Annotated in this window: 20 protein-coding genes and 1 other annotated feature; of the genes, 6 read left to right on the top strand and 14 right to left on the bottom strand. The window is 47.8% G+C overall.

The window, feature by feature from the left end:
* A complete protein-coding gene (locus tag JJQ88_RS06215; protein ID WP_210364866.1) occupies positions 1–207 on the top strand; it encodes a hypothetical protein in 207 nt (68 codons plus the stop codon).
* A gap of 303 nt (positions 208–510) precedes the next feature.
* On the opposite strand, the gene JJQ88_RS06210 is transcribed toward JJQ88_RS06215, so the two are convergent.
* On the bottom strand, positions 511–2,136 hold the full coding sequence (locus JJQ88_RS06210; RefSeq protein ID WP_210364865.1) for a putative polysaccharide biosynthesis protein: 1,626 nt from the start codon (positions 2,134–2,136) through the stop codon (positions 511–513).
* 290 nt (positions 2,137–2,426) lie between these two features.
* Here JJQ88_RS06210 and JJQ88_RS06205 point away from each other — a divergent pair, with 290 nt between their 5' ends.
* Complete coding sequence (locus JJQ88_RS06205; RefSeq protein ID WP_210364864.1) at positions 2,427–3,692, top strand: BaiN/RdsA family NAD(P)/FAD-dependent oxidoreductase; 1,266 nt, start codon at positions 2,427–2,429, stop codon at positions 3,690–3,692.
* Positions 3,693–3,836: 144 nt separating this feature from the next.
* On the opposite strand, the gene JJQ88_RS06200 is transcribed toward JJQ88_RS06205, so the two are convergent.
* From JJQ88_RS06200 to glcD, 5 genes are all read right to left on the bottom strand, one after another.
* Positions 3,837–4,022, bottom strand: coding sequence for a sporulation protein Cse60 (locus JJQ88_RS06200; protein ID WP_210364863.1), 186 nt, complete (start codon positions 4,020–4,022; stop codon positions 3,837–3,839).
* Between the two features lie 56 nt (positions 4,023–4,078).
* Positions 4,079–4,390 carry a rhodanese-like domain-containing protein gene (locus JJQ88_RS06195; protein ID WP_210364862.1) on the bottom strand — a complete coding sequence of 104 codons (312 nt, stop codon included), beginning with the start codon at positions 4,388–4,390 and terminating at the stop codon, positions 4,079–4,081.
* Positions 4,391–4,673: 283 nt separating this feature from the next.
* Positions 4,674–7,088, bottom strand: coding sequence for a leucine--tRNA ligase (gene leuS / locus JJQ88_RS06190; RefSeq protein ID WP_210364861.1), 2,415 nt, complete (start codon positions 7,086–7,088; stop codon positions 4,674–4,676).
* Positions 7,089–7,408: 320 nt separating this feature from the next.
* Positions 7,409–7,634, bottom strand: a binding site (T-box leader).
* A 471-nt stretch (positions 7,635–8,105) separates the two neighbouring features.
* Positions 8,106–9,434, bottom strand: a complete 1,329-nt coding sequence (locus tag JJQ88_RS06185) for a (Fe-S)-binding protein (protein ID WP_210364860.1) — start codon at positions 9,432–9,434, stop codon at positions 8,106–8,108.
* The gene (gene glcD / locus JJQ88_RS06180) at positions 9,431–10,843 is read right to left on the bottom strand and encodes a glycolate oxidase subunit GlcD (RefSeq protein ID WP_210364859.1); all 1,413 of its coding nucleotides are present in this window, start codon (positions 10,841–10,843) and stop codon (positions 9,431–9,433) included. The genes JJQ88_RS06185 and glcD overlap by 4 nt, the downstream gene beginning before the upstream one ends.
* A 311-nt stretch (positions 10,844–11,154) precedes the next feature.
* Here glcD and JJQ88_RS06175 point away from each other — a divergent pair, with 311 nt between their 5' ends.
* The 4 genes from JJQ88_RS06175 (at position 11,155) to JJQ88_RS06160 (ending at position 15,271) form a co-directional block, all read left to right on the top strand.
* The gene (locus JJQ88_RS06175; protein ID WP_282597667.1) at positions 11,155–11,886 is read left to right on the top strand and encodes a FadR/GntR family transcriptional regulator; all 732 of its coding nucleotides are present in this window, start codon (positions 11,155–11,157) and stop codon (positions 11,884–11,886) included.
* Positions 11,887–12,032: 146 nt separating this feature from the next.
* Positions 12,033–12,749 (top strand): (Fe-S)-binding protein, encoded by a 717-nt coding sequence (locus JJQ88_RS06170; protein WP_210364857.1) that lies wholly within the window; start codon positions 12,033–12,035, stop codon positions 12,747–12,749.
* 375 nt (positions 12,750–13,124) lie between these two features.
* Positions 13,125–14,549 (top strand): LutB/LldF family L-lactate oxidation iron-sulfur protein, encoded by a 1,425-nt coding sequence (locus JJQ88_RS06165; RefSeq protein WP_210364856.1) that lies wholly within the window; start codon positions 13,125–13,127, stop codon positions 14,547–14,549.
* Positions 14,550–14,551: 2 nt separating this feature from the next.
* Positions 14,552–15,271 (top strand): LutC/YkgG family protein, encoded by a 720-nt coding sequence (locus JJQ88_RS06160; protein WP_210364855.1) that lies wholly within the window; start codon positions 14,552–14,554, stop codon positions 15,269–15,271.
* A gap of 75 nt (positions 15,272–15,346) precedes the next feature.
* On the opposite strand, the gene JJQ88_RS06155 is transcribed toward JJQ88_RS06160, so the two are convergent.
* The 8 genes from JJQ88_RS06155 to JJQ88_RS06120 all read right to left on the bottom strand — a co-directional run bounded on the left by JJQ88_RS06155 (position 15,347) and on the right by JJQ88_RS06120 (position 23,832).
* The gene (locus JJQ88_RS06155; protein WP_210364854.1) at positions 15,347–16,123 is read right to left on the bottom strand and encodes a 3-hydroxybutyrate dehydrogenase; all 777 of its coding nucleotides are present in this window, start codon (positions 16,121–16,123) and stop codon (positions 15,347–15,349) included.
* 16 nt (positions 16,124–16,139) lie between these two features.
* Entirely contained in the window at positions 16,140–17,459 is a 1,320-nt protein-coding gene (locus tag JJQ88_RS06150) for a GntP family permease (RefSeq protein ID WP_210364853.1), read from the bottom strand.
* Between the two features lie 308 nt (positions 17,460–17,767).
* Positions 17,768–19,132: a sigma-54 interaction domain-containing protein gene (locus JJQ88_RS06145; RefSeq protein WP_210365009.1), complete on the bottom strand. Its 1,365-nt coding sequence runs from the start codon at positions 19,130–19,132 to the stop codon at positions 17,768–17,770.
* Positions 19,133–19,241: 109 nt separating this feature from the next.
* Positions 19,242–20,429: an MDR family MFS transporter gene (locus JJQ88_RS06140; RefSeq protein WP_210364852.1), complete on the bottom strand. Its 1,188-nt coding sequence runs from the start codon at positions 20,427–20,429 to the stop codon at positions 19,242–19,244.
* Between the two features lie 688 nt (positions 20,430–21,117).
* On the bottom strand, positions 21,118–22,563 hold the full coding sequence (locus tag JJQ88_RS06135) for an ammonia-forming cytochrome c nitrite reductase subunit c552 (RefSeq protein WP_210364851.1): 1,446 nt from the start codon (positions 22,561–22,563) through the stop codon (positions 21,118–21,120).
* Positions 22,556–23,080, bottom strand: coding sequence for a cytochrome c3 family protein (locus tag JJQ88_RS06130; RefSeq protein WP_210364850.1), 525 nt, complete (start codon positions 23,078–23,080; stop codon positions 22,556–22,558). Before JJQ88_RS06130 ends, JJQ88_RS06135 begins: the two co-directional genes overlap by 8 nt.
* Before the next feature lie 98 nt (positions 23,081–23,178).
* Positions 23,179–23,685 carry a TlpA family protein disulfide reductase gene (locus JJQ88_RS06125; protein ID WP_210364849.1) on the bottom strand — a complete coding sequence of 169 codons (507 nt, stop codon included), beginning with the start codon at positions 23,683–23,685 and terminating at the stop codon, positions 23,179–23,181.
* A gap of 15 nt (positions 23,686–23,700) precedes the next feature.
* Complete coding sequence (locus JJQ88_RS06120) at positions 23,701–23,832, bottom strand: CcmD family protein (RefSeq protein ID WP_210364848.1); 132 nt, start codon at positions 23,830–23,832, stop codon at positions 23,701–23,703.
* Positions 23,833–23,842: the final 10 nt, after the last annotated feature.

The raw sequence follows: 23,842 nt of genomic DNA, 5'->3' as shown, positions 1-23,842 counted from the left end.
ATGAATTATCGCCAGCATGGCCAGGAGCTTTATTTTCCGATTCCCGGAGGGCCAGGTTATCCCGGAGGACCAGGAATCCCAGGCGGAGGGAATGTCAACCAGCGGCTGGACCGCCTGGAGCGCCAGGTTGACCGGCTGGACCGCAGGGTGGGCAGGATCGAGCGCCGCCTTGGCATCCGCGATCATGACCAGGAATTTTATTATTGACGATGGATAAATGGCCTTTGCTATGAAGGCCATTCTTTTTATGGCCGTTTTCTAAAAGATTTGAAATGATCTTCAAAATAATTTCGTTGACTGGAGCGAAAGGTGCTTAACTCCTTGAAAATGAGGCAGCATTTTCTTCGTGCATGGGCAAACTAAAGGGAGCCTGTTCCATGTCCGCCTGGATTGCGGGACGAAGATTAGCCCCGCTTTCTCCGGCAAGGATGCTCACCATCCGTCCTTCGGAAAGCGATGATCCTTGAGCGGACTTTACCAAAAATTTACTGGCAAACGGAATCTATTTTCTTAAACTGGCAGCCGGAGTTTCTGTTTCAGCCTTGTGACCCGATCACCGAACAGCCTGTCCACCAGCTTGCTGCGGAACCCAAGGTAGAAATAAACTACTGAACCAATCACTGCACAAATAACAATGATCATAATGGATTGGAACTTGGCAGCGGGAGACAGGAACTGAACGATCACCTTGTAGAACGCAGCCGTCACCCCCGCCATCAGCCCGGAAAATAAAAGAATGAGAATGATCCTTCTTGTGACGAAGCCCATTGGGTATTTGGCAAACGTCTTGATCACAAGCATATTGATAATGATTGCCGCAGCGTAACCAAGGGCGGTTGACAGCACTGCCCCCTGTGTTTCGAATAGCTTGATCAAAGGAATATTCAGGCTCAGTTTCACGAGCAAGCCCGTTAAAAGACTAAGGATCGTGAAACGCTGTTCGTTGATGCCCTGAAGGATTGCCGCGGTTACCGAGTATAGGGCGAATAAAATCGCGACAGGGGCATATGTCATCAATACTTCTGTTCCAAGGCTGTTGTGCTTATAGAAAACAGTGAACATTGGCTCTGCAAGAAGCGACAAGCCCACCGCAGCGGGAACAGTGAGGAACATCAACACCTGGAACGTCTGGTCCAGCTGGCGCCTCATCCCTTTTCTGTCATTTTCCACAAAGGCTTTGGTTATACTAGGGACCAGTGTCAGCGAGAATGCCATCGCAAGCGAAACTGGAATGATCACCAGCTTATGTGTCTGGAAGTTAAGCACTGAAAAAGCAGCGTTCGCCTCATTCCCTGAAAAGCCAATGGTTGTCATCGTCTTGGAAAATGTCATCATATCGATAAACTGGAACAAGGGATTGGCAATCCCGACAAAAACAAACGGTGCTGCATAAAGCAAGATTTCCTTGTAAATCTCTTTAAGGGAAATATCCATTGTCCCTTTGTCTTCCTTCAGAAGCTCATCAAGGTACGGTTTCCGTTTGAACCAGTACCACCCCAAAATCGCCAGGCCGCCAATTGCCCCGATGAAGGCCGCGAATGTCGCGACACTGACCGCGGTAACGATACTGCCTCCAAGCAAATGAAGGACAATGTAGGCTCCCGCAAGCACAAAAATGATCCTGACAATCTGCTCGACAACCTGTGATACAGCGGAAGGGCCCATTGATTGATGCCCCTGGAAAAAACCTCGAATCAGACTCATGAACGGCACGACAATCAGCGCGAAGCTCACAGCGCGGATGACTGTTGTGGCGTCTTCAGCAGTGACCTCCACATCCTCCCCGCCTGTACTGATCGCCATTTCCGCAAGGACAGGTGCAGTGAAATACATCACAAGAAAAGAGATCGTTCCGGTTGCAAGCATGACAGCAATCCCTGATTTGAACAACTTCCTCCCGACAGCGTATTCCCCCATCGCATTATATTTTGCAATGAACTTTGAAACGGCCAGCGGGACACCTGCAGTCGCAATGCTGATGAAAATGGTATACGGAATATAGGAAAATGAATAAAGCGCAGTCCCATAATCTTTTACAATGGCATAAAAGGGAATGACATAGAAAAGCCCCAGCACCTTCGAAAGGATTGTGCCGAGCGTCAATATGAATGTACCCCTTAAAAGCTTCGATGACATATAATCCCTTCCTAATAAAAACTTTTCAAATCAATCTAAAAATAACAGTCGCTACAAACTTGTATTTTACCATATTCAAAATCATAAACGATGATAATCCTCATTTACAAAGACTTTTTTCCACTTTCATTAGTTTACTCCTCTTTTGACCATGATGCTAGTTTCGCAAGCCGCTGTTATTCCATCAAATAACACATACTGTTATCGGGAAATGATTTAAGAGATGCTATATAATAAGAAAAGCCCGGCGAACTGCCTTGGGGGAATTGCATGGAAAAGTTGGTGGGAGAATGAAATATGATGTAATAGTACTAGGTGGCGGACCGTCAGGATTGATGGCGGCAATTGCGGCAGGGGAACAAGGCGCCAGGGTCCTCCTCATCGATAAAGGGGACAAGCTTGGGCGGAAACTCGCCATCTCTGGGGGCGGCCGCTGCAATGTGACCAACCGCCTTCCCGTAGATGAAATCATTAAGCATATACCAGGGAATGGACGGTTCCTCTACAGCGCTTTGTCCATTTTCAGCAATGAAGATATCATTTCTTTTTTCGAAGGACTTGGCATCAAGCTCAAAGAAGAAGACCATGGCCGGATGTTCCCGGTGACGGACAAGGCACAGTCCGTAGTAGATGCCTTGCTTTCAAAGCTGGAAGAACTGAAAGTGGAAATCAAGACAAACAGTCCGGCTGCCGATGTCCATTACAAAGATGGGAAGGCGGAAGCGGTAGAGCTGAAGAACGGGGAGAAGATCTATGCCCGCAGCATCGTCATTGCGGTTGGCGGAAAATCCGTTCCCCATACCGGCTCAACAGGCGATGGCTACGCTTGGGCTGAAAAAGCTGGCCATACGATAACCAGCCTGTTCCCGACTGAAGTCCCTGTTACTTCAAACGAAGCTTTTATAAAAGAAAAGACGCTTCAAGGCCTCTCACTGAGAGGAGTTGCTCTCAGTGTCCTGAATCCAAAAGGGAAACCGCTGATCATGCATGAAATGGATATGATTTTTACCCATTTTGGCATCAGCGGGCCGGCTGTCCTCCGCTGCAGCCAGTTTGTTGTCAAATCGATGCAAAAGTGGAATCTCGACGAAGTGGTCATGTCACTGGACGCGCTTCCCGGGAAGAAAGAAGAAACGCTGTTCCAGGAAATCATGGAACTGATCAAGTCAGAGCCGAAAAAAGCGGTCAAGAACCTGCTGAAAGGCCTTCTTCCTGAACGATACCTGCTATTCCTGCTTGAAAGAAGCGGCATCGATCCTGCCGTGCAGGGCGGCCAGGCCGGCCATGAAAAAATCCGCGGGTTCGTGAAATCGGTCAAACAATTCCATTTCAAGGTGAATGGGACTTTGCCGCTTGATAAAGCATTTGTCACCGGCGGAGGTGTTTCGGTAAAAGAAGTCGAGCCGCAGACAATGGCATCGAAAAAGACGGCAGGCTTATATTTTTGTGGAGAAATCCTTGATGTCCATGGCTATACAGGCGGCTACAATATCACATCCGCACTCGTTACCGGCCGGCTTGCCGGAGTGAACGCAGCCGGCTATGCAATGGAATAGCCCCCGGTCCTTCCGCGTGCATTCGCCACGCGGAATTTCTTTTTCTTCGATATCGTGCTTTCCTCCTCCTGGGAAAGCTTCTGAACAGCGGACCCCCTGTACCTTTCCATTTTATTGTCCGAAGAAAAACAGAGCCTTGGAAATTCAGGCTCTGTAGACAATCATGGCGGAAAAACAATAAATCTGTTCTTCTTCCAATTCTTCATGAATGACTGCGACATTGTATTTGATGTCAAGCAGTTTTTTCTCATCAAGTCTTTCCAGGAAACTGTTCATATCTTCTTCGAGATCCTTCTCATGTTCATGGTCAAAAACTCTCACCTGGATCAAAATGTTTCTCCCTCTCTTTTTAGATCCAGTATTGCCATTTTTTCAGCACTCTATAATTACGGCCTGGTCGTTTCGCCTTTCCAATCCAGCATCCCGCCAACCATGTTCTTCACTTTGAAACCCTGGTCGCTTAGGTAGTAGCACACGTTGCCGCTGCGCGCGCTTGAACGACAAACAAAAATATATTCCTTCTCCTTATCGAATTCATTGAGCCTCTCGGGGATTTCCCCCATCGGGATGTGCTTTGCTCCTGGAATCATCCCGGCTTCCACTTCATCATGCTCGCGGACATCGACAAGCTCAAGCTTTTCCCCCGCTTCGATTCTCTTCTGAACTTCATCTGTTGTGATTGTTTCAATATTTCTCATAATCATTACCTCCAATTAATTTTCAAATCACCCTGTCTGACCAGGAATCGTACCATCCTTCATTTTCCCCTATTTATTATAGGAAAACTCATTCCCATTCGCAAAAAATAAACACCACGGGGTATCTTCATAAAGGTTTATACTGTACTCTATAAAAAAATATAGGGGATGTTCCTACATATTCCCCAAGAAAAAAGCCGGCCTTTTATGGTATCTATCCAGATAACCTTTATGGCCAGCTTCATCCCTGAATCATTCAATTTCTCTTCAATTGATTTCCTTCCTAGTTCGCAACGATGTTGACTAGTTTTCCTGGTACAGCGATGACTTTACGGACAGTTTTGCCATCGATCTGTTCCTTTACGGCATCATCATCCATCGCAATTTGCTCCATCGCTTCCCTGCTGGCATCTGCAGGAACCATCATTTTCGCTTTGATTTTCCCGTTCACCTGGACAACGATTTCTACTTCATCGTCGACAAGCTTCGCTTCATCATATGCAGGCCATGCCGCATAGGCGATTGATTCATTGTGGCCAAGCTTTTGCCAAAGCTCTTCTGCGATATGCGGACAAACAGGTGCAAGCATTTTAACGAAGCCCTCCATATACACCTTCGGGAGTTCAGTTGCCTTGTAGGATTCATTGATGAACACCATCAATTGGGAAATGGCTGTATTGAACCTCAATCCTTCATAGTCCTCTGTTACTTTTTTCACTGTCTGATGATAGACTTTTTCTAGGTTCTGGACGTCTGCATCCTTTATTTTCGGATTCAGGGCGCCGTTTTCATCGATGAACAAACGCCAAATCCGGTCAAGGAATCGGCGTGAGCCATCAAGACCGTTTGTGGACCAGGCAATCGAAGCTTCAAGCGGCCCCATGAACATTTCGTAAAGGCGAAGCGTATCCGCTCCGTGGCTTTCCATGATATCATCCGGGTTGACGACATTCCCTTTCGATTTACTCATCTTTTCATTATTTTCACCAAGGATCATGCCCTGGTTGAATAGCTTCTGGAAAGGCTCTTTCGTGTGGACGACACCGATGTCGTAAAGAACTTTGTGCCAGAAGCGCGCATAAAGCAAGTGCAATACCGCGTGCTCGGCTCCACCGATGTAAATGTCGACTGGAAGCCATTCCTTTACCTTTTCAGGATCAGCAAGGGCTTGATCGTTCTCTGGATCAATATAGCGAATGTAGTACCAGCAGCTTCCTGCCCACTGCGGCATCGTATTCGTTTCCCGGCGTCCCTTCCTTCCAGTTTCTGGATCGACAACATTCACCCACTCATCGATATTGGCAAGTGGGGACTCGCCAGTGCCGGATGGTTTGATTTCAGTCGTTTTCGGCAACATTAGCGGAAGCTGGTCGTCAGGAACCGCCGTCATTGTGCCATCCTCCCAGTGAATAATCGGAATTGGCTCGCCCCAGTACCGCTGGCGGCTGAACAGCCAGTCTCTCAGGCGGTATGTCACCTTCTTCGTGCCAATGCCTTTTTCTTCAAGCCAGGCAATCATCTTGCTGATACCCTCTGCCTTATTCAAGCCGTTAAGGAAATCGGAATTCACATGCTCCCCGTCACCAATGTAAGCCTCTTCAGCAACATTCCCGCCGGCAACGACTTCCCTGATCTCAAGATTGAATTTCTTTGCGAATTCGTAATCGCGCTCATCGTGAGCCGGAACTGCCATGATCGCTCCTGTTCCATACGAAACAAGTACATAGTCGGCAATCCAGATCGGCATTTTCTCGCCGTTAGCCGGATTGATCGCATATGCTCCCGTGAAGACGCCTGTTTTGTCCTTTGCAAGGTCGGTCCGCTCAAGGTCGCTCTTGCTCTTGATTTCATCGATGTATTTTTCAACGGCACTGCGCTGCTCAGCTGCCGTGATTTTATCGACAAGCTGATGCTCTGGCGCCAGGACTGCATATGTCGAGCCAAACAATGTATCCGGACGGGTAGTGAACACTGTGAAAGTTTCATCGTGTCCGTCAATCTGGAAGGTGACTTCAGCACCTTCAGAGCGGCCAATCCAGTTGCGCTGCATATCCTTCAGGCTTTCAGGCCAGTCAAGCAAGTCAAGGTCCTCAAGCAGGCGGTCCGCATAAGCTGTGATTTTCAGCATCCATTGCCTCATCGGGCGGCGTTCAACTGGATGCCCGCCTCGCTCGCTCTTTCCATCGATGACCTCTTCATTTGCCAGCACGGTGCCAAGTGCAGGGCACCAGTTCACTGCGACTTCATCAATGTACGCAAGTCCCTTTTCATAAAGCTTCAGGAAAATCCATTGCGTCCACTTATAATAATGAGGGTCAGTCGTGTTGATTTCACGATCCCAATCGTATGAAAAACCTAATCCCTTGATCTGGCGTCTGAATGTATTGATGTTCTGCTCCGTGAACTTTGCCGGGTCATTCCCTGTGTCAAGCGCGTATTGCTCAGCAGGCAGACCGAATGCGTCCCAGCCCATCGGGTGAAGGACATTGAATCCTTGCATCCGCTTCATGCGCGACAAAATGTCTGTCGCCGTATAACCTTCCGGGTGGCCGACGTGCAGTCCTGCCCCAGAAGGATAAGGGAACATGTCAAGGGCGTAAAACTTTTGTTTCCCCTTATCGTCAGTCGTTTTGAACGTTTTGTTTTCTTCCCAGTACAATTGCCATTTCTTTTCAATTTCCTGATGGTTAAAGCTCATTGTTTTGACCTCCCGATCTTTAGTTTTATTTTTAGCGGGATGTTTTGGAGAAAGCAATGTTAAATTAGGCTGTTGAAACCCGTTTCTGGTACTTCGTTTTTCTCGGGCTTGCCAGGGAGCCCACACTGGGCTAAGCGCCTCCATAGCCTCCCCTTCTCCCGCTGGACAGAATGGGCTTCCTCGAGTTTGCCCACGTACGAAGGAAATGCGTTAGCATTTTCGAGGAGTCTTTCGTACCTTCCGCTCCAATTATCAGGTATTTAAAAATCAACATTGTCTTTAACAAAGCTTTGGAAAAACAAAAAACTCCCGCCCCTGATAAAAGGGACGAGAGGATATGTATGATCTCCCGCGGTACCACCCAGATTAGTGTGCAACACTCGCTTCATTGGTCCTTAACGCGGAAAACGGCAAGCATTACTGGCTGCTATTGTTCATGCTTGCGACTCAAAGGCGAGTTCATGATGGACCTGTCTGGCTTGCACCGTCCGCCAGCTCTCTTTCAACAGGCTTTGCACCATTACTACTCCTTGTCAAAGTCTTTCGAAATATTAGATATAGGGATATTGTAATAAAAATTCCTGCCCGATGCAAGCGGCCAAGGTTTTTAGAAGCTAGTATATGCATTTTTGGCACAACAGTGAGGGTGTATTGCAGGAAAAAAGATAATTTTAAGTTTGAGCAACGCCTTTTTTGTATGTTCTTGGGAATATACCCAGTGGGTTTGGGCATTGAGCACCGCCTTTTGTATACCTATACAACTTGGTAAAAAACCGCTTGCAATTTCCAACCTGCACGACTCTTACGCTTTTTGCCTACTGGAACGACAAGAAACAGGATGGATTCGATGTCAAGCGATTACTGTGGGTATCAAGTCTTACTGTTAAATCGTTGTTCTTACAGGATTATGCAAAGGTTTAATTGGACTGGAAGTCCAGCATTTATTCGGATAAACCTCCAGGAAAAAACAACATTAAAATAGGAAGAAGCACTAAGCCTCTTCCTTTTGACAATGCTCTATTTCGTTTCCGCAGCCTCGAGCAATAAATCGACAATATGAACGCCTTTCATCGTGTCTGACAGGCCTTCGCGTTCGATGCCGAGCTTCATCTGTAGCAGGCAGCCAGGATTCGCAGTAACGATTGTAGTCGCATTGGTCGCTTTTGCCTGGACCATTTTCGAGTCGAGGAGCTGCATCGACATTTCGCTTTCGATAATGTTGTAGATCCCTGCGGAACCGCAGCAGCGGTCCGCGTTCTGCATCTCGCGGTACTCAATGCCTTGGATCGACTGTAGCAGCACCCTTGGCGCGGACGCTGTCTTCATGACATTGCGCAGGTGGCATGAATCCTGATAAGTAATGACCTGGGGCGGAAGTTCAAGCTTTACTTTTTCATGGAAACCAACCTCAACAAGTATTTGCGAGATATCCTTGATTTTATCGGCAAAAGCTTTCGCGCGATTCTTCCATTCAGGATCATCTTTCAGCAGGTGGTCGTAGTCGACCAAAAACGCACCGCATCCGCCAGCATTCGTGATGATAAAATCAACACCTGTGTCTTCGAATGCCTTGATGTTCCTCCTGGCGAGCTCCTTGGCGTCTTCCTTTTCTCCGCTGTGGCCATGCAGCGCCCCGCAGCATGCCTGGTCCTGAGGAATGGCGATTTCGCATCCTGCCAGCTGCAGGAGCTTCATGGTCGCATTGTTAGTATCCATGAACATCGTGTCCATCAGGCAGCCGCTGAAAAAGGCCACTTTGTGTGTCTTCTTCCCGATTGCTTCAAGGTGCTGCGGACGATTTTTCATTTCCTTCATCGTCGGCACCTGCGGCAGCACTCTTTCCATTGTGGCGAGCGATTCCGGGAATAGCTTCATTAAGCCAGTACCCCGCGCCACCTTTTGCAGCCCGGAACGCTGGTAAAAACCAATCAGGCCAGTCAGGCCGCGCATCCGGCCCTGATTTGGGAACAAGCCTTTGAAAACAACTCTGCGCACCGCTTTTACAGGCAGCGAAAATTTCTTGTTCTGGTTAACGATATCGCGCGCTTCTTCAAGTAGATGGCCGTAATTCACACCGGAAGGACAGACTGGCTCGCAAGCACGGCAGCCGAGGCAGAGATCAAGGGACCTTTCGAAATCCTCATCAGGCTCGATCAGCCCGTCGGCGACTGCCTTCATCAACGCGATCCTCCCGCGCGGCGAATGCGTCTCCTGATAACCTGACTCGATATAAGTAGGACACGTCGGCAGGCAAAAACCGCAGCGCATACAGTTCAAGAGTTCATCCTGGTCCATCTTTTCCTGGAACTTCGCCTGGATTCTCTGCTGTTCTTGTATTGTTGTCATTTTGTTACCACCACTCGTTTCCTGCTGTCTTTCGCGAATATCTTTCCAGGATTCATGATATTGTTGGGATCTAGTGCTTGTTTGACGGCTTTCATCGCAGCAATCCCTTCTTTTCCGAGCTTCAGTTCAAGGTATGGGGCCTTCATGACGCCGACGCCATGTTCACCGGTTATGGTGCCGCCAAGTTCAATCGATTTCATGAATATCTCGGCAAAAGCCTTTTCGACCCGTTCCATTTCATCATGGTCACGGGAATCTGTCGGACATGTCGGGTGAAGATTTCCATCCCCTGCGTGTCCGAAGGTGCAGATTTTCACATTATATTTCTCCGCGATTTCATTGATGGCATTCACCATTCTGGATATCTCTGAGCGCGGCACCGTCGCGTCCTCGAGGATTGTGGTCGGCTTCAGCCTCGCAAGCGCGGAAAGCGCGCTCCTCCTCGCTGTCCTGAGTGCATCCGCTTCTTCCTCCGTCTTTGCAACCTGTACGGAAACAGCATTCTCTGCACGGCAAACCTCCGCTATCCTCGCCATATCCCTCTGTACAACCTCCACCGGTCCGTCCTGCTCAATCAATAGAACGGCTTTGGCATCAGTCGGCAATCCAATCCTGGCAAAATCCTCTACTACCTTCAGCGTAGGCTGGTCAAGGAATTCAAGCGTGGTTGGAATGATCTTCCCAGCAATGATCTGGGAAACTGATTTCGCAGCGGACTCAATGTCCTGGTACAGGGCAAGCATTGTCTGTTTCGATTCCGGCATGGGGATAAGCTTCAAAGTTGCTTCAGTGATCACGGCAAGCGTCCCTTCAGAGCCGACAAACAACCTTGTGAAATCGTATCCGGCTACATCTTTTGCGAGCTTTCCGCCGGTACGGATGATATCGCCATTAGGAAGTACCGCTTCTAGTCCCATGACGTAATCTCTCGTCACTCCATACTTCAACCCACGCAGCCCGCCTGAATTTTCGTTCAGGTTGCCGCCGATCGTCGAGATTTTCATCGAACTTGGATCTGGCGGATAAAACAGCCCCTTCGCCTCAACCGCGTTGATCATATCAAGCGTGACAACGCCAGGCTGGACAGTGACCGTCAGGTTTTCTTCATCGATTTCTATGATTTTGTTCATATGTTTAAAAAGAAGCACAATCCCCCCTTCAGTCGGGCATGTCCCTGCACACAGATTCGTGCCCGAACCGCGTGGAACGATTGGAATATTATGTTCATTGCAGATCCTTACAATCTGTGAAACTTCCTCTTTATTCCTTGGACTGACAACCGCATCCGGCATAGACTGAAAGTTAGGCGTCGCATCATATGAATAGACAAGCCTGCCTGTCTTGGAATCGTCATAATTGGCAGCCGTTACAATCGAGACAATCTGTTCTTTCACCGTATTGGAAATCATTTTTTCCCCTCCATGATTTTTGAGATGAGTGTGGCATTACGCCTTCCGTTCCCTCACCTTTTTGTATTTCGGGCATGCGAGGCGCAGCCCAAAAAGTAATCGCTTTCAACAGGTCATCTGATGACTTGATGAATTTAGCTTTAATAAGAATTATAGAGGACTTTCCATGGCATTTACAATCCTTTTAACGAAATTCTTTAGATAACCGAAAAAATATCAGCAAGAATTTTCACAGTCATGTATTCGTTATTCCCCAAATGGAGAAAAATTGTATAATGAGAGTGAAGAGAACAAATTTTGGAGGCTTTAGTTTGCAATATAAAAAAATCAAACCTAAGAAAATATATGAAGAAGTTGCCGAAACCATTTATGAAATGATCCGCAGCGGACAACTGAAGCCCGGTGATAAACTTGACTCAGTCCAGCAGCTTGCCGAAAACTTCCAGGTTGGGCGTTCTGCCATCAGGGAAGCACTGACAGCGCTTAGGGCGATGGGCCTGATTGAAATCAGGCAGGGCGAAGGAACGTATGTGAAGGAATTTGAAAGTGAACAAATCAATTTCCCGTTGTCCACCGCTGTTCTGATGAATACTGAAAACATCGCCCACCTGTTGGAGGTCCGAAAAATACTCGAGGCAGGGACAGTATATTGCGCGGCGGAAAAGCGGACAGACCTGCAGCTAAAATCGATGGAGGATGCCTTGGAGGAAATGGCAAAGGCCAACGGCGATGAAGAGCTCGGCGAAAGAGCCGATTTGCAGTTCCATTTGGCTATTGCGGAAAGCTCGCAAAATCCTCTGCTGATCAGCTTGATGAATCATGTTTCAGGCTTGATTGGCGAAACGATGAAGGAAACACGCAGACTATGGCTGTATTCGAAGCAAACGACCACGGACAGGCTGCATGATGAACACTACAATATCTACCTGGCCATAAAAGAGCAGGATGCCGAAAAGGCAAGGAGCCTGATGCTCAGCCATATCGAAAACGTCGAGGACATCCTCCATAAGTATATCAGCCAAGCCAAAAATCCGGCAAAATAACAGCAGCCGCACTTCAATCATGAAGTGTGGTTTTCTTTTTTTATTGAAACCCCTTTCACATCAATGCATTTATGTAGTAATATTAATTTAAATAACAGGTCATCAGATGACCTGTTTAATAGAGTGAATAGAAAAGGGGTTAAAACATGAAGGTAACTCTTTTTGCAACATGTTTGGTTGATATGTTCCAGAGCAATGCGGGTAAAGCTACAGTCGAACTGCTGGAACGGCTTGGTTGCGATATCGAATTTCCTGAATCCCAGGTGTGTTGCGGCCAGCCTGCTTATAACAGCGGTTATGTAAAAGAAGCGAAAGAAGCTATGAAATCGATGATCGACACTTTCATTGATGCTGAGTATGTGGTATCCCCTTCAGGTTCATGCATCACAATGTTCCATGAATATGCGCGGATTTTCAAGGGAGACCCTGTCTGGGAGCCAAAAGCGAAGAAGCTTGCGGCGAAATCCTTTGAATTAACTCAATTCATCGTTGATATATTGAAAATCGAGGATGTTGGCGCCCGCTTTGAAGGCAAGGTTACTTATCATACTTCCTGCCATATGACGAGACTGCTTGGTGTCAAAAAAGCTCCATTGATCTTATTAAGCAATGTAAAAGGCCTAGAGTTCACCGAACTGCCTGGCAAAGAGCAGTGCTGCGGGTTTGGCGGCACCTTCTCTGTGAAAATGGCTCAGATTTCCGAACAAATGGTCGATGAAAAGGTCAGACACGTTGAAGAAACTGGCGCAGAATACTTAATCGGCGCAGATGCTGGCTGCCTGATGAATATTGGCGGACGGATCGATAGACAGGGTAAACCTATCAAAGTGCTTCACATTGCTGAGGTTTTGAACAGCCGCTGATCGACTTTCCACCAAAGATTTTTTTGAATTGGCTATGTTAAAGACCAGTGTTGATTTTTGAATACCTGTTGGTTGGAGCAGAGGGCACATAGACTCCTCGAAAATGCTAACGCATTTTCTTCGTGCGTGGGCAAACTCGAGGAAGCCCATTCAGTGTCCAGCGGAAGTACCGGACAGGGGAGACCCGGACGCTCAATGCGCCGAGGAGAAAGAAAAGCGGAAGCGCATTGGCCATCCCGACAAGCGCTGGGCGACTAAGACTGCCGCGTACTGCGGCAATGTCGGCACTAGGACTTTCTGTCCTTCGAAGTGCCTGGAGTGGAAATCAACAATCAAATTTAACATAGCCTTTGAATGAAGAGGAGGGAATATTCTATGGCAATGAAGATCGGAACAGATGACTTTAAAGTACGCGTCGACCAGGGGATCAAGGATTCTTTTATGAGAGGCGCTGTTGCCGGTGCACAGGAACGGATGGGCACACGGAGACTCGATGTCACAGAAGAACTTGGTGACTGGGAGGAGTGGCGTCTTCACGGGGAGGAAATCCGCCAGCACGTCCTTGAGAACCTCGACTTTTATCTTGAGCAGCTGAGCGAAAATGTTGCGAAACGCGGTGGCCATGTCTTCTTCGCCCAGACAGCCGAACAAGCGAATGAATATGTGAAGAGTGTGATTGAGAAAAAAAATGCGAAAAAGGTCGTGAAAGCCAAATCGATGGTTACAGAGGAAATCAACCTCAATGCAACCCTAGAAAAAGCTGGGTGCGAAGTGATCGAAACAGATCTAGGAGAATACATCCTCCAGGTGGACGACCATGATCCGCCATCTCACATTGTCGTCCCTGCCCTGCATAAGAATAAAGAGCAAATCCGTGATGTTTTTGCCAAGAAGCTCGGCTATCAAAAAACAGAGAAGCCTGAAGAGCTCGCCTGGCATGCACGTGAAATGCTCCGCCGTGAATATTTGACTGCGGACGTCGGCATCACTGGCTGCAATTTCGCTGTTGCCGAGACTGGCTCATTCAGCCTTGTGACGAACGAAGGAAACGCCGATCTGGTCACTTCCCTGCCGAAGACACAAATCACCGTGATGGGGATGGAGAGACTGGTGCCAACTTTCGAGGAGATGGAAGTGCTTGTCAGTCTGCTCACAAGAAGCGCTGTTGGCCAAAAACTGACCAGCTATATCACCGTTCTCACCGGGCCGAGAGAAGAGCTTGATGCCGATGGCCCAGAGGAATTCCACCTCGTCATCGTTGATAACGGCCGTTCAAAGATTCTAGGGGGCGAATTCCAATCCGTCCTGCAATGTATCCGATGTGCAGCATGCATCAATGTTTGCCCGGTATACAGGCATGTAGGCGGACACTCATACGGGTCGATATATTCCGGACCGATTGGTGCTGTCCTTTCTCCTCTACTTGGAGGATATGATGAGTACAAGGAGCTTCCGTATGCTTCCACACTTTGCGCAGCCTGTACGGATGTCTGCCCTGTCAAAATCCCGCTGCATGAACTTCTGCACAAGCACAGGCAGGTCATTGTTGAAAATGAAGGAAAAGCACCAATTTCGGAAAAGCTTGCCATGAAGGCTTTCGGACTAGGAGCTGCTTCCCCGATGATTTACAAGCTTGGTTCAAAGATTGCGCCAACCGCAATGAATCCATTCACATCCGGGGACAAAATTTCAAACGGGCCTGGCCCATTGAAAGCATGGACGGAAATAAGGGAATTCCCAGCCCCTAACAAAGAAAGATTCAGGGACTGGTTCAAAAACCGCGAAAAAGGAGGCAAATAGGTATGCCAGGGACAATCCATAACCGCGATGCCTTTTTAGACCAGATTGCCGGTTCGCTTGGAAGAGGCAGGCTTACATCAGGCGTAAAGGTACCTGCCTGGAAACATCGTCCGCAGGACAGGGTCCTTCGAGGTGCAACCCAGGATGAACTGCTCGAAGTTTTGAAAAACCAATGCCTGAAAATCCATACAAGCCTTGTCATCACTGACTTGAATAAGCTCCCTGATGCTTTAAATGAAGCCGTGAAGAACTATGGCGGCGGACCAGTTGTGTCCTGGAGGGATGAGCGCTTCTCTAAATGGGGACTTGATGGCCTGATGAAGGAAGAGTGGCCAGCCAAAAATATCGATGTGCATGAATGGGACTACACAAAAGGCGGCGAAAATATCCTTCATGCTGAAAAAGCGAATGTGGGGATTACCATAAGTGAAATCACGCTGGCAGAGTCCGGTACAGTTGTCCTATTCAGCGACAAGGATAAAGGACGTACGGTCAGCTTCCTTCCCGCAGCCTATATCGCCCTGATTCCTAAGAGCAGCATCGTGCCGCGGATCACCCAAGCGGCAAGGAAAATGCGCGACATGCACCTTTCCGGAAACCAAGTAGCATCTTGTGTGAACTTCATTACCGGTCCGAGCAACTCTGCGGATATCGAGCTGAATCTCGTTGTCGGTGTCCACGGCCCCGTAAAAGCTACCTATATTGTCATTGAAGACCTATGAACGGAGCATTCCCAATGGGCTAACATATATAAATCAAGCCGGCAATCCAAATATTGGATGCCGGCTCTTTGATTCTCATTGCACCGTATAGCCCCCATCGATGACTGCCGCCTGGCCGGTGATTCCCTTCGCCTGGTCGCTTGCGAGGAAAAGGACATAGTCGGCAACTTCCTCAACTTCAAGCAGCCGTTTTTGAGGCACGAGCGGAAAGATAATATCATCAAGCACTTTTTCCAGCGGGACACCCCGCGTCTCAGCAAGCCCCGCAAGCTGGTTCCGGACCAGCGGGGTGTCAACATATCCCGGACAGACAGCGTTCACGGTAATGCCATGTGCTGCCGTTTCCAGGGCTGCTACTTTCGTCAAGCCGATTACTCCATGCTTGGCGCTGTTATAGGCTGCCTTTCCGGCAAAGCCGACAAGTCCATTGATGGAAGCCATGTTAATGACCCTCCCGAATGATTGCTTTTTCATGATTGGCAGGACATGTTTAAGAGCCATGAAAGGTGCTGTCAGCATGACTTTTAGCAGCCGTTCGAATGTTTCTGTCGGAAAATCCTCGATTAACGAAACATGCTGGATGCCAGCGTTATTGACAAGGATATCCACTCCGCCATACTGCTCCATGCACATCTCAACCGATGCCTTTATTTCCTCCTCCTCCGTCACATCGCATGCCATCCCTGACGCTTCAAAACCAAGCTCACGCAAGGATTTCACCGCACAATCGACATTATCCCCCTGTAAATCTGTCAAAAACACCTTATTTCCATTGCTAGCGAATCTTTTTCCAATTTCATAACCGATTCCACGCCCAGCACCCGTTATCAGGACTGCTCGACCTTTTGCCATAATAACACTCCTTTCATTATATCCCCAGACCAAGCGAGAACAGAATGATTGCTAGTATCACCCCGATTGCCGGGACGATGACCGTGACGGCAGCTACAGGATTATAGGCGTCCTGGTGGGACTCCCCGCATATTGCCCTTACTGTCGTGACTACATAGCCATTATGTGGCAATGAATCGAGGGCTCCCGAGGAAATGGCCACTACTCTGTGAAGCGCCTCCGGGTTGACCCCCATATCAAGATAGTGCGGCGCCAGAATTGGCAGCGCGATCGCCTGGCCGCCAGATGCCGATCCCGTCATCCCGGCAATGACACTTACAGCAATCGCACTGCCGATCAGTGGACTTCCAGGTATGTCTGTCATGAAGTTGACGGCAGTCTGGAACGCCGGCACAGCCTTCGCTACCCCGCCAAATCCAACTACAGCCGCAGTGTTCCCGATTGCGATCAACGCTCCGATCGTCCCCTCTGAAACAGCATGCCAAAAATTCTTGAAGTATTTGCGGTTCAGCAAATAAGCAGATACCACGCCGCCAAGAAGGGCGAGGATCAGGGCTGATTGCATCAATCCCTTATGGAAAATGAAGGAAATAGCAAGAACGACAATTAAAGGAATCAAGCCCAAGGCAGGATGCGGCAATTCGCGTTTTTCCTGGATCGGGTCTGTTTCGCGGGAAACGAATTTTTCCCCCTTTGCTACAGCCCGTGTAATCATCCGCTTCAGCCACCAGTAGCCAAAAATCATCATGAAAATCGCAACGATCAAACTAACCTCCCAGCCTGCATACGGGGTCGTATTCAAATACTCAATCGGAATCCAGTTCTGGATTTCCGGAGAGCCGGCGGACGTCATTGTGAAAGTAACAGAACCAAATGCAAGCGCAGCCGGGATGAAGCGCCTTGGCAGGTCTGCCTGCCTGAAAAGGCTGAGCGCCATCGGATACACCGAGAAGGCGACGACGAACAGGCTTACCCCGCCGTAAGTCAATACAGCACATGCAATGACAATAGCGAGGACGGCAAATTTCATCCCGAACTTACCGACAATGTATTCGGAAACACTGTCTGCCGCACCACTATCCTCCATTACCTTCCCAAAGATCGCTCCTAGCAGGAACATCAAGTACCATGAAGTCACAAAACTGGAGAAACCCGCCATGTAGTTCCCGACAAAATTAGCTGCCCCTTCCTCAACCAACTGCGGGAATAGCGGCATTCCGCTCAACAAAGCCACAAATAAGGCTGAAATTGGCCCTACAATCAGCAAGTTCATGCCCCTCATTGTTAAAAAAATCAATAAAGCCAGGCCGCCAATCAATCCAATCATACTAAGCATTTCTCTTCCCCCTTTTTCTCTTCAAGAATCTTGTTAGACTAATAATCTGATAGCGCTTTCATCCTCCTTTAAATTTGTATGGACGGCTGCTAATTCTAATGCAACTTCCGTGCCAAGTTTTATGTTTATGTATTGCCTCTTATTTTTTCGGAATTTTCAGTCATCCGGTTCCGAAATTCCGGACACTCCCGTTCTTCAATACTTCGGAAGATCTCATTGTTTTTCATATTTTTTATCATGCTAATAGTTCTTTGGAATGCCACAAAAAAGAAAGTCCGGAAATCCGGACGCCAATCCGGATTTTCGGACTAAAGCAAATCGTGCCTTTTTAATTTCTCATAAAGCGTGGACCGGCTGATGCCAAGCTCCTTTGCTGCCATTAATTTATCGCCCGGATGCCTGTCGATGCTCCGCATCAATACCCACTTTTCCGTTTCTTCGAGTACATCCTTGAGCTTCTTATTCTTAAAACGGTATAAAACATTTTGTGTCTTCAGGTAATCCGGAAGCGAATCGACCGATATCCGCTCCCCGGTTGTAAGATGGACAGCGGCTTCAATCACATTCTCGAGCTCCCTGATATTCCCCGGCCAGTTATACGTCTTCAGGATTGCCATTACTTCATCCTCAATGCCTGTTATCCTTTTTCCAAGCCGATTCGTAACTTTCCTGATGAACTGGGCGATCAACAGGCTGAGATCCTCCGCCCTTTCCCTTAACGGAGGGACGCTGAATGGCACAACATTGATCCTGTAAAATAAATCTTCCCTGAAGCGGTTTTCTTCAATCATCGATTCCAGCGGCCTGTTCGTCGCAGCGATGATTCGGACATCGACCTTTCCCGGCATGGTTGAGCCGATTGGCTCTACCTCACCATCCTGCAATGCCCTGAGGAGCTTTACCTGCATATTGAGCGGCATATCCCCGATTTCGTCAAGGAACAATGTCCCATGATCAGCTAGCTGGAATTTGCCTTTTTTACCGCCTTTCTTGGCCCCCGTGAACGCCCCCTCTTCATAGCCAAACAGCTCCGACTCCAGCAAATTCTCTGGTATCGCGCCGCAGTTCACTTTTATGAACGGCTTCTGGCTCCTGCCGCTCAGCCTGTGGATGCTATGGGCAAACAACTCCTTGCCTGTTCCGCTTTCGCCCCTTATCAAAATCGATATATCACTATTTGCCACGAGCTTCACTTTGTCCTTCAGAGTTGAAATTTGAGGTGATTCACCAAGGATGTCATCGAGCGAATATTTAACACCGGAATCGATTTTCTGGATATACGGCTGCATTCTCGTCAGCAGGCTTTTCACATGGCTGTCCATCTTCATCCATTCCTGTGTATCACGGAAAAACACCGTCCCGAACGCAGCGATAACCTCTCCATTCTTGAGGATCGGAACACGGTTCGCAATCATGTAATTCCCCTTGATGTACTGGAGGTCAGCCAGTTCTTCCTTTCCAGTCTGCGCGACGATATGCATCCTCGTATTCTCGATCACATCTGTCACATGCCTGCCAATCGTCTCATCGCGGTTGACTTCAAGGAACTCACAATAATTATGGTTTATGTAGATGATCCTGCCTTCCCTGTCGACGACCACAAGCCATTCAAAAGCATTTTCGATAATCGTTTCAAGGATATCATCCGGGATATACAGCGGTTTTACTTTCATGGCCATCACCCATTTTTCCTTACATTTTATCATATTTTTCTGATAATTGATTTCTGCATTCACCCATTAGGAAAGGAAGCCACCCAATTTGGACAGCTCCCTTTTTTGATCATGAAACCCTTGCAGTCATGCTGCTCGCTTCCTTCAATTTCCTATCATAGATGGCAGCAGTGAAAATCGCTGCGAACATAATGCCGATCAGTACGGTAAAAAGCATTGGCATACCAAATAGATCTGCAAGGATTCCGCCCATCAACGGCCCAATCATCCTCCCGCCTGTCGCGGTACTATTGACAATTCCCTGGTAAAACCCTTCCCTGCCTCTTGGGGCAAGGGTGTCCGCGATCGTCGGGACAGCTGGCCAGACTAGCATCTCTCCGATTGTCAGGATGACCATCCCGGCAACAAAGCCCGTGAATTGTTCCGCTCCAGCAGCTACAGCATAAGAAATGATGAAAATAACCATGCCGGCAATAATCTGAAGCTTCAGCTTACTTTCAAATGGCCGTACTAGCCTGTTGATTACAGGCTGCCCGAGCACAATAAGCGCGCCGTTTAGTGTCCAGAGGATGCTGTATTGGTTTAAAGAAATATTCAGCTCCTGTGTATAAGCTGCAATCGTTGTTTGCCACTGGACATAGCCGACCCAGCATAACAGGTAGCCTGCCGAAAGGATCAGCAGGGCATACAGCTTAGTCCGGTTCCTGACTGCCCCATTTTCCTGGAGGATACTTGTTTGTTTGGCAGTTCCATTATTGATGCCGCGGTAACCAAAAACAGCGATCAAAAGGAAAATGAAATACATCAAGGCATTTGCGATGAATATCAGCTGGAAGGAGTAAGAAGCGACAAAGCCGCCAAGCGCCGCACCGACAGCAACACCGAGGTTCTGGGCAACATAGATGGCGTTGAAAGCCCTGCGGCCGCCCTCCTTCCACACAGATCCCGCCATGGCGTACATGGACGGGAACACAATTCCAGAGCCGAAACCGGCCAATGTCAGGAAAATAATGTACTCCGGCCATCCATGCCAGAAGGTCAAACCAAGCAGCGAAACGATTGTGATCCCAATACCTAAAAGGATCGCTTTGTAGCCGCCGATTTTATCAAATAAGCTGCCGCCGAACAGATTCCCGATGACGCTCGCAGCCGCGTTAACCATAAGGACAATCCCGGCAACAGACAGGGACTTGCCGAGGTGGTCATGGATATAGATCGTGTTCAAAGGCCATAAAAAAGAAGAGCCAGTAACATTCACTGCCATCCCTATTATCAAAAGCCAGAGGGTACGAGGCATGAAAAACGCTCCTTTGCCTGTAAGGAGTGTTTCGGCTCCTTACATCCTATAAATTTCGATTACCAAAGTAATTTTAGAGGTTTTCAGTTTTGGATGCAATAGGAAGCACAGATGTTTTTGAAGTCCAAATTTTCTACAATTTACAGGGTGCATTATTCTGGTTTTTTCATCGAGATTGATGAGGTTGGTGGACTGATTAAATCGGTAAACCACCGTGGAATCTCCAATTCGCAAAATTGTGTAGGTTTTGCGCTAAATTAGGAATCATTTGCGCTAAATAAATTCACTTCTGGAGGTAAGTATCCCCGCTAAATAATGGGTTCGGCCGCTAAATTCCTGGTCCTTCCCGCTAAATTGCTCGCCAAAGCAAGCGACTTCCATATTTCCTCAAATGAATGGTTTTGCGATCGAAAATTCTACTGAATCTCACATCCTGTAACTCTCGTTTGGGCAAAAATGCCTGTTTACATTCCGCCAACCTCTACTTTTGACAGGTATTCCCCCACTTAACAGCCTCCACGCCTTTTTTACTGCAAGAGCATATGTAGTGAACAGCAGTCGAATCAAATTCCTTAAAAAACCGCAGCACCCTTGACAATTCCTGGATTTTTTGCAAAACTAAAGAAAACACCATGCAAACCATCATTTGCACAGTGTTTTCGTGTTAAACTATTCTCTATTTACTATTCTACTTTTTAGGCGATGGTGTCGCCGGAGGCTGTTGGGCCGGGAAGTAACTGTTTATCGCTTTGTCTTTTTTCTTGAAGTTATCTTTCTCGTCGTATACAGCCTTCTTCACTTTTTCAATCTCAGTCTTTAATTCTTCAAGATTGACATTCTTCTTGGTCAGCTCTTCAATTGCCAGGTTGATGGCATCGTTTGACTCTTTGATTGAAATCCTCAACGTATCCATCGCGCCCTGCGGATTGTGGAATCCTGCGGAGCTTTCCGCAGCGACGATGTCCCAGAACCATTGGCCCCTCCTGATATGCTCCTGTGCTTCTTTGATTTTCTCCTGGCTGACGCCTGATGTGATCATTTTATTTACATAGTAGTGTGAAGTAATTGATACATCTTCGGCTTCATGCAAGGCTTCCATATGTGTATCCTGAATCTTCAGGACTCGTTCTTTAAGGTCATCCATATCCCTGTTGCTATGGCAAGTGGAGCATGATTGTTCCATCGTCTTAAGCGGCGATGTCCACCAGTGTGAACTGATTTTCTTCTTGCCATCCACCCTGTCGTAAGGCATGTGACAGTCTGAACATGTTACGCCAGCCTCGCCGTGAGGACCTTCCATATGTGTCTCGAAGTCCGGATGCTGGGATTTCAGCATAGGCGTCCCTGAGACGTTATGGATCCAATCCTTATCAAATCCCTGTTCCTTAGCAGTCGTTTCATAATATTTATACATGTCTTCGGGTTTGAAGCCGTTTGCCCAAGGATACGTAACCTCGCCATTGTCTGCGGCAAAATAGTACTCAACGTGGCACTGTCCGCAAACATAATTCCTCATATCATTCCTGCTTGGATTGGACATGTCGATACCTTGTGATTCCATCGCTTTGATGAAGCTTGGGCGCGTGACACGCAAGTCCATTGTCTGCGGGTCGTGGCAGTCAGAGCAGCCGATTGGCGAGTGTCCCATCGCTTCTGCTTTTGGCCAGATGTCCTTATTGAAGTTTCCGCTCCAATAGTCGTCTCCCATTTCCTCAATCATATGTGGTACGGCAGTCGACTTACAGGTTAAGCAAGAACCAATCGATTTATCAGTGATACGGGCAATCGCTCGAATATCTTCGTTTGCATAAATATGTCCGCGGTCCTCGTTGTATTCAGTCGCGAATCCGTATCCGTTGAAAAGAACCGGCAAATAAGGTTCCTTATCGTGGTCAAACTTGCTTCGCTTAACCGAACCACTGTACTTCGTGTCTTCCATCTTTTCATTTTTCTTATAGCTGTCATACTGCAGCGGGAAGAGATCCTTGAAGGCCTCATTGCTGATTTCATCCTTGCTCAGCCCGGTTTTCAGCTCTTTTGCTGAAGTGGCTTTGTCTTCAGAACTGGCGCAGCCTGACAGGATGAGCATGACAGCGGCAAGGAGCAAATATGCCCAGCGGTAGTTCCTAGCCATTGTTCATCGTACCTCCCTTTTTTTCTATGAGCTCACCTGGTTTTGGCGGTTTGAAATAATCTTCTGTCTTGAAGCCTTTGCCATGCGGCACTGCCTGGTGACAGCTTGAACAACTATCCTTTGCATCATGGGACACGTTTTCCAAGGTGTTCTCGTGGCAGCTGATGCAGTTTTCATTGATGACTTCATCCGAGCTTTCGGTGGCGTGCAGCACCTTAGGGATTTTTTTCTCCCCAAGGGTATTGAAATACACGTGCGTCATGCCTGCTTTTGCCTTGTATGTGTATTTTTTGACCATACTGTCATGCGGCAAGTGGCAATCGCCACAGGCAAGGCCTGCATGGTTGGAATCAGCGAACGAATTGTGGACTTCAGTCATGATATGGCAGCTGCTGCAAAAATCAGGTGAATCTGTGTAGGCAAGCGTCTTGACGGTCACGACTGAAACGATGATTCCAGCAAAAACACCAATGAACAACAGCATTTTTTTGTCAATTCCAAGTAGCTTTTTCAGCATTCTTTTTCACCTCCCCCAGCCCGCTTAAAGCCGGACGCCTTGGCAAACGCCCGGCTCTTGGAAAAATCTATTAAAACACTTATGTGCTTTAAACATGGTTATGGTGAAACTTTTTCTTTAATCAAGCTGATTAGGTCTTCTTTGGTCGTCGGACCTGAAAACCTTTCGACGATGACCCCGTCCCGGTCAATGATGATGGTTTCAGGCTGGCCGATCACATTGTAATCCTTCGATATTTCCTCTTTTGTATCTAAAAGGTATGTCAGCTTTGAGTTGCTTTCCCCAATATACTTTTCCATCCTTTTCCGTGATTCCCCTTTGGCTAGAATCAAAAGCTTGGCGTCTTTGTACTCTTTTCCGAAGGCTTCCAGTTCAGGTGCTTCGTCGATGCAAGGGGCGCACCAGGTCGCAAAGAAATTGAGGACGACTGGCTCGCCTTTGAGGTCTGACAGTCTATATATTTTTCCGTTCACATCCTTAAGTTCGAAGTCTATTGCCTGATCTCCAGGCTGGGCTGACGCCTTGCCCCCTAGTCCGCTGACCAAAAAGCCAATGATGCCGATGACTGCGATGATGACGGTAATTTGAACGATCCTCTTGCCCATTGTCTTCACCCGCTTTTATTTTTCTGCATTCCATTCTTCCAGAAGCTGAAGTTCTTTCTTCAAAGCCTTCTGGCGTCTCCCCAGCACCACAACATAGCCTGCGATCAACGTCCAGATAACTGAGTATGCCATGAATAAATAAGTCATTTTCTTTTCC

Origin of the sequence: Bacillus sp. REN3 (genome assembly GCF_017912555.1) — a bacterium.
Taxonomy (GTDB): Bacteria; Bacillota; Bacilli; order Bacillales; family Cytobacillaceae; genus Mesobacillus.
Note: the sequence above shows the minus strand (reverse complement) of the source record. Positions and strands in the feature narration are given on the sequence as shown.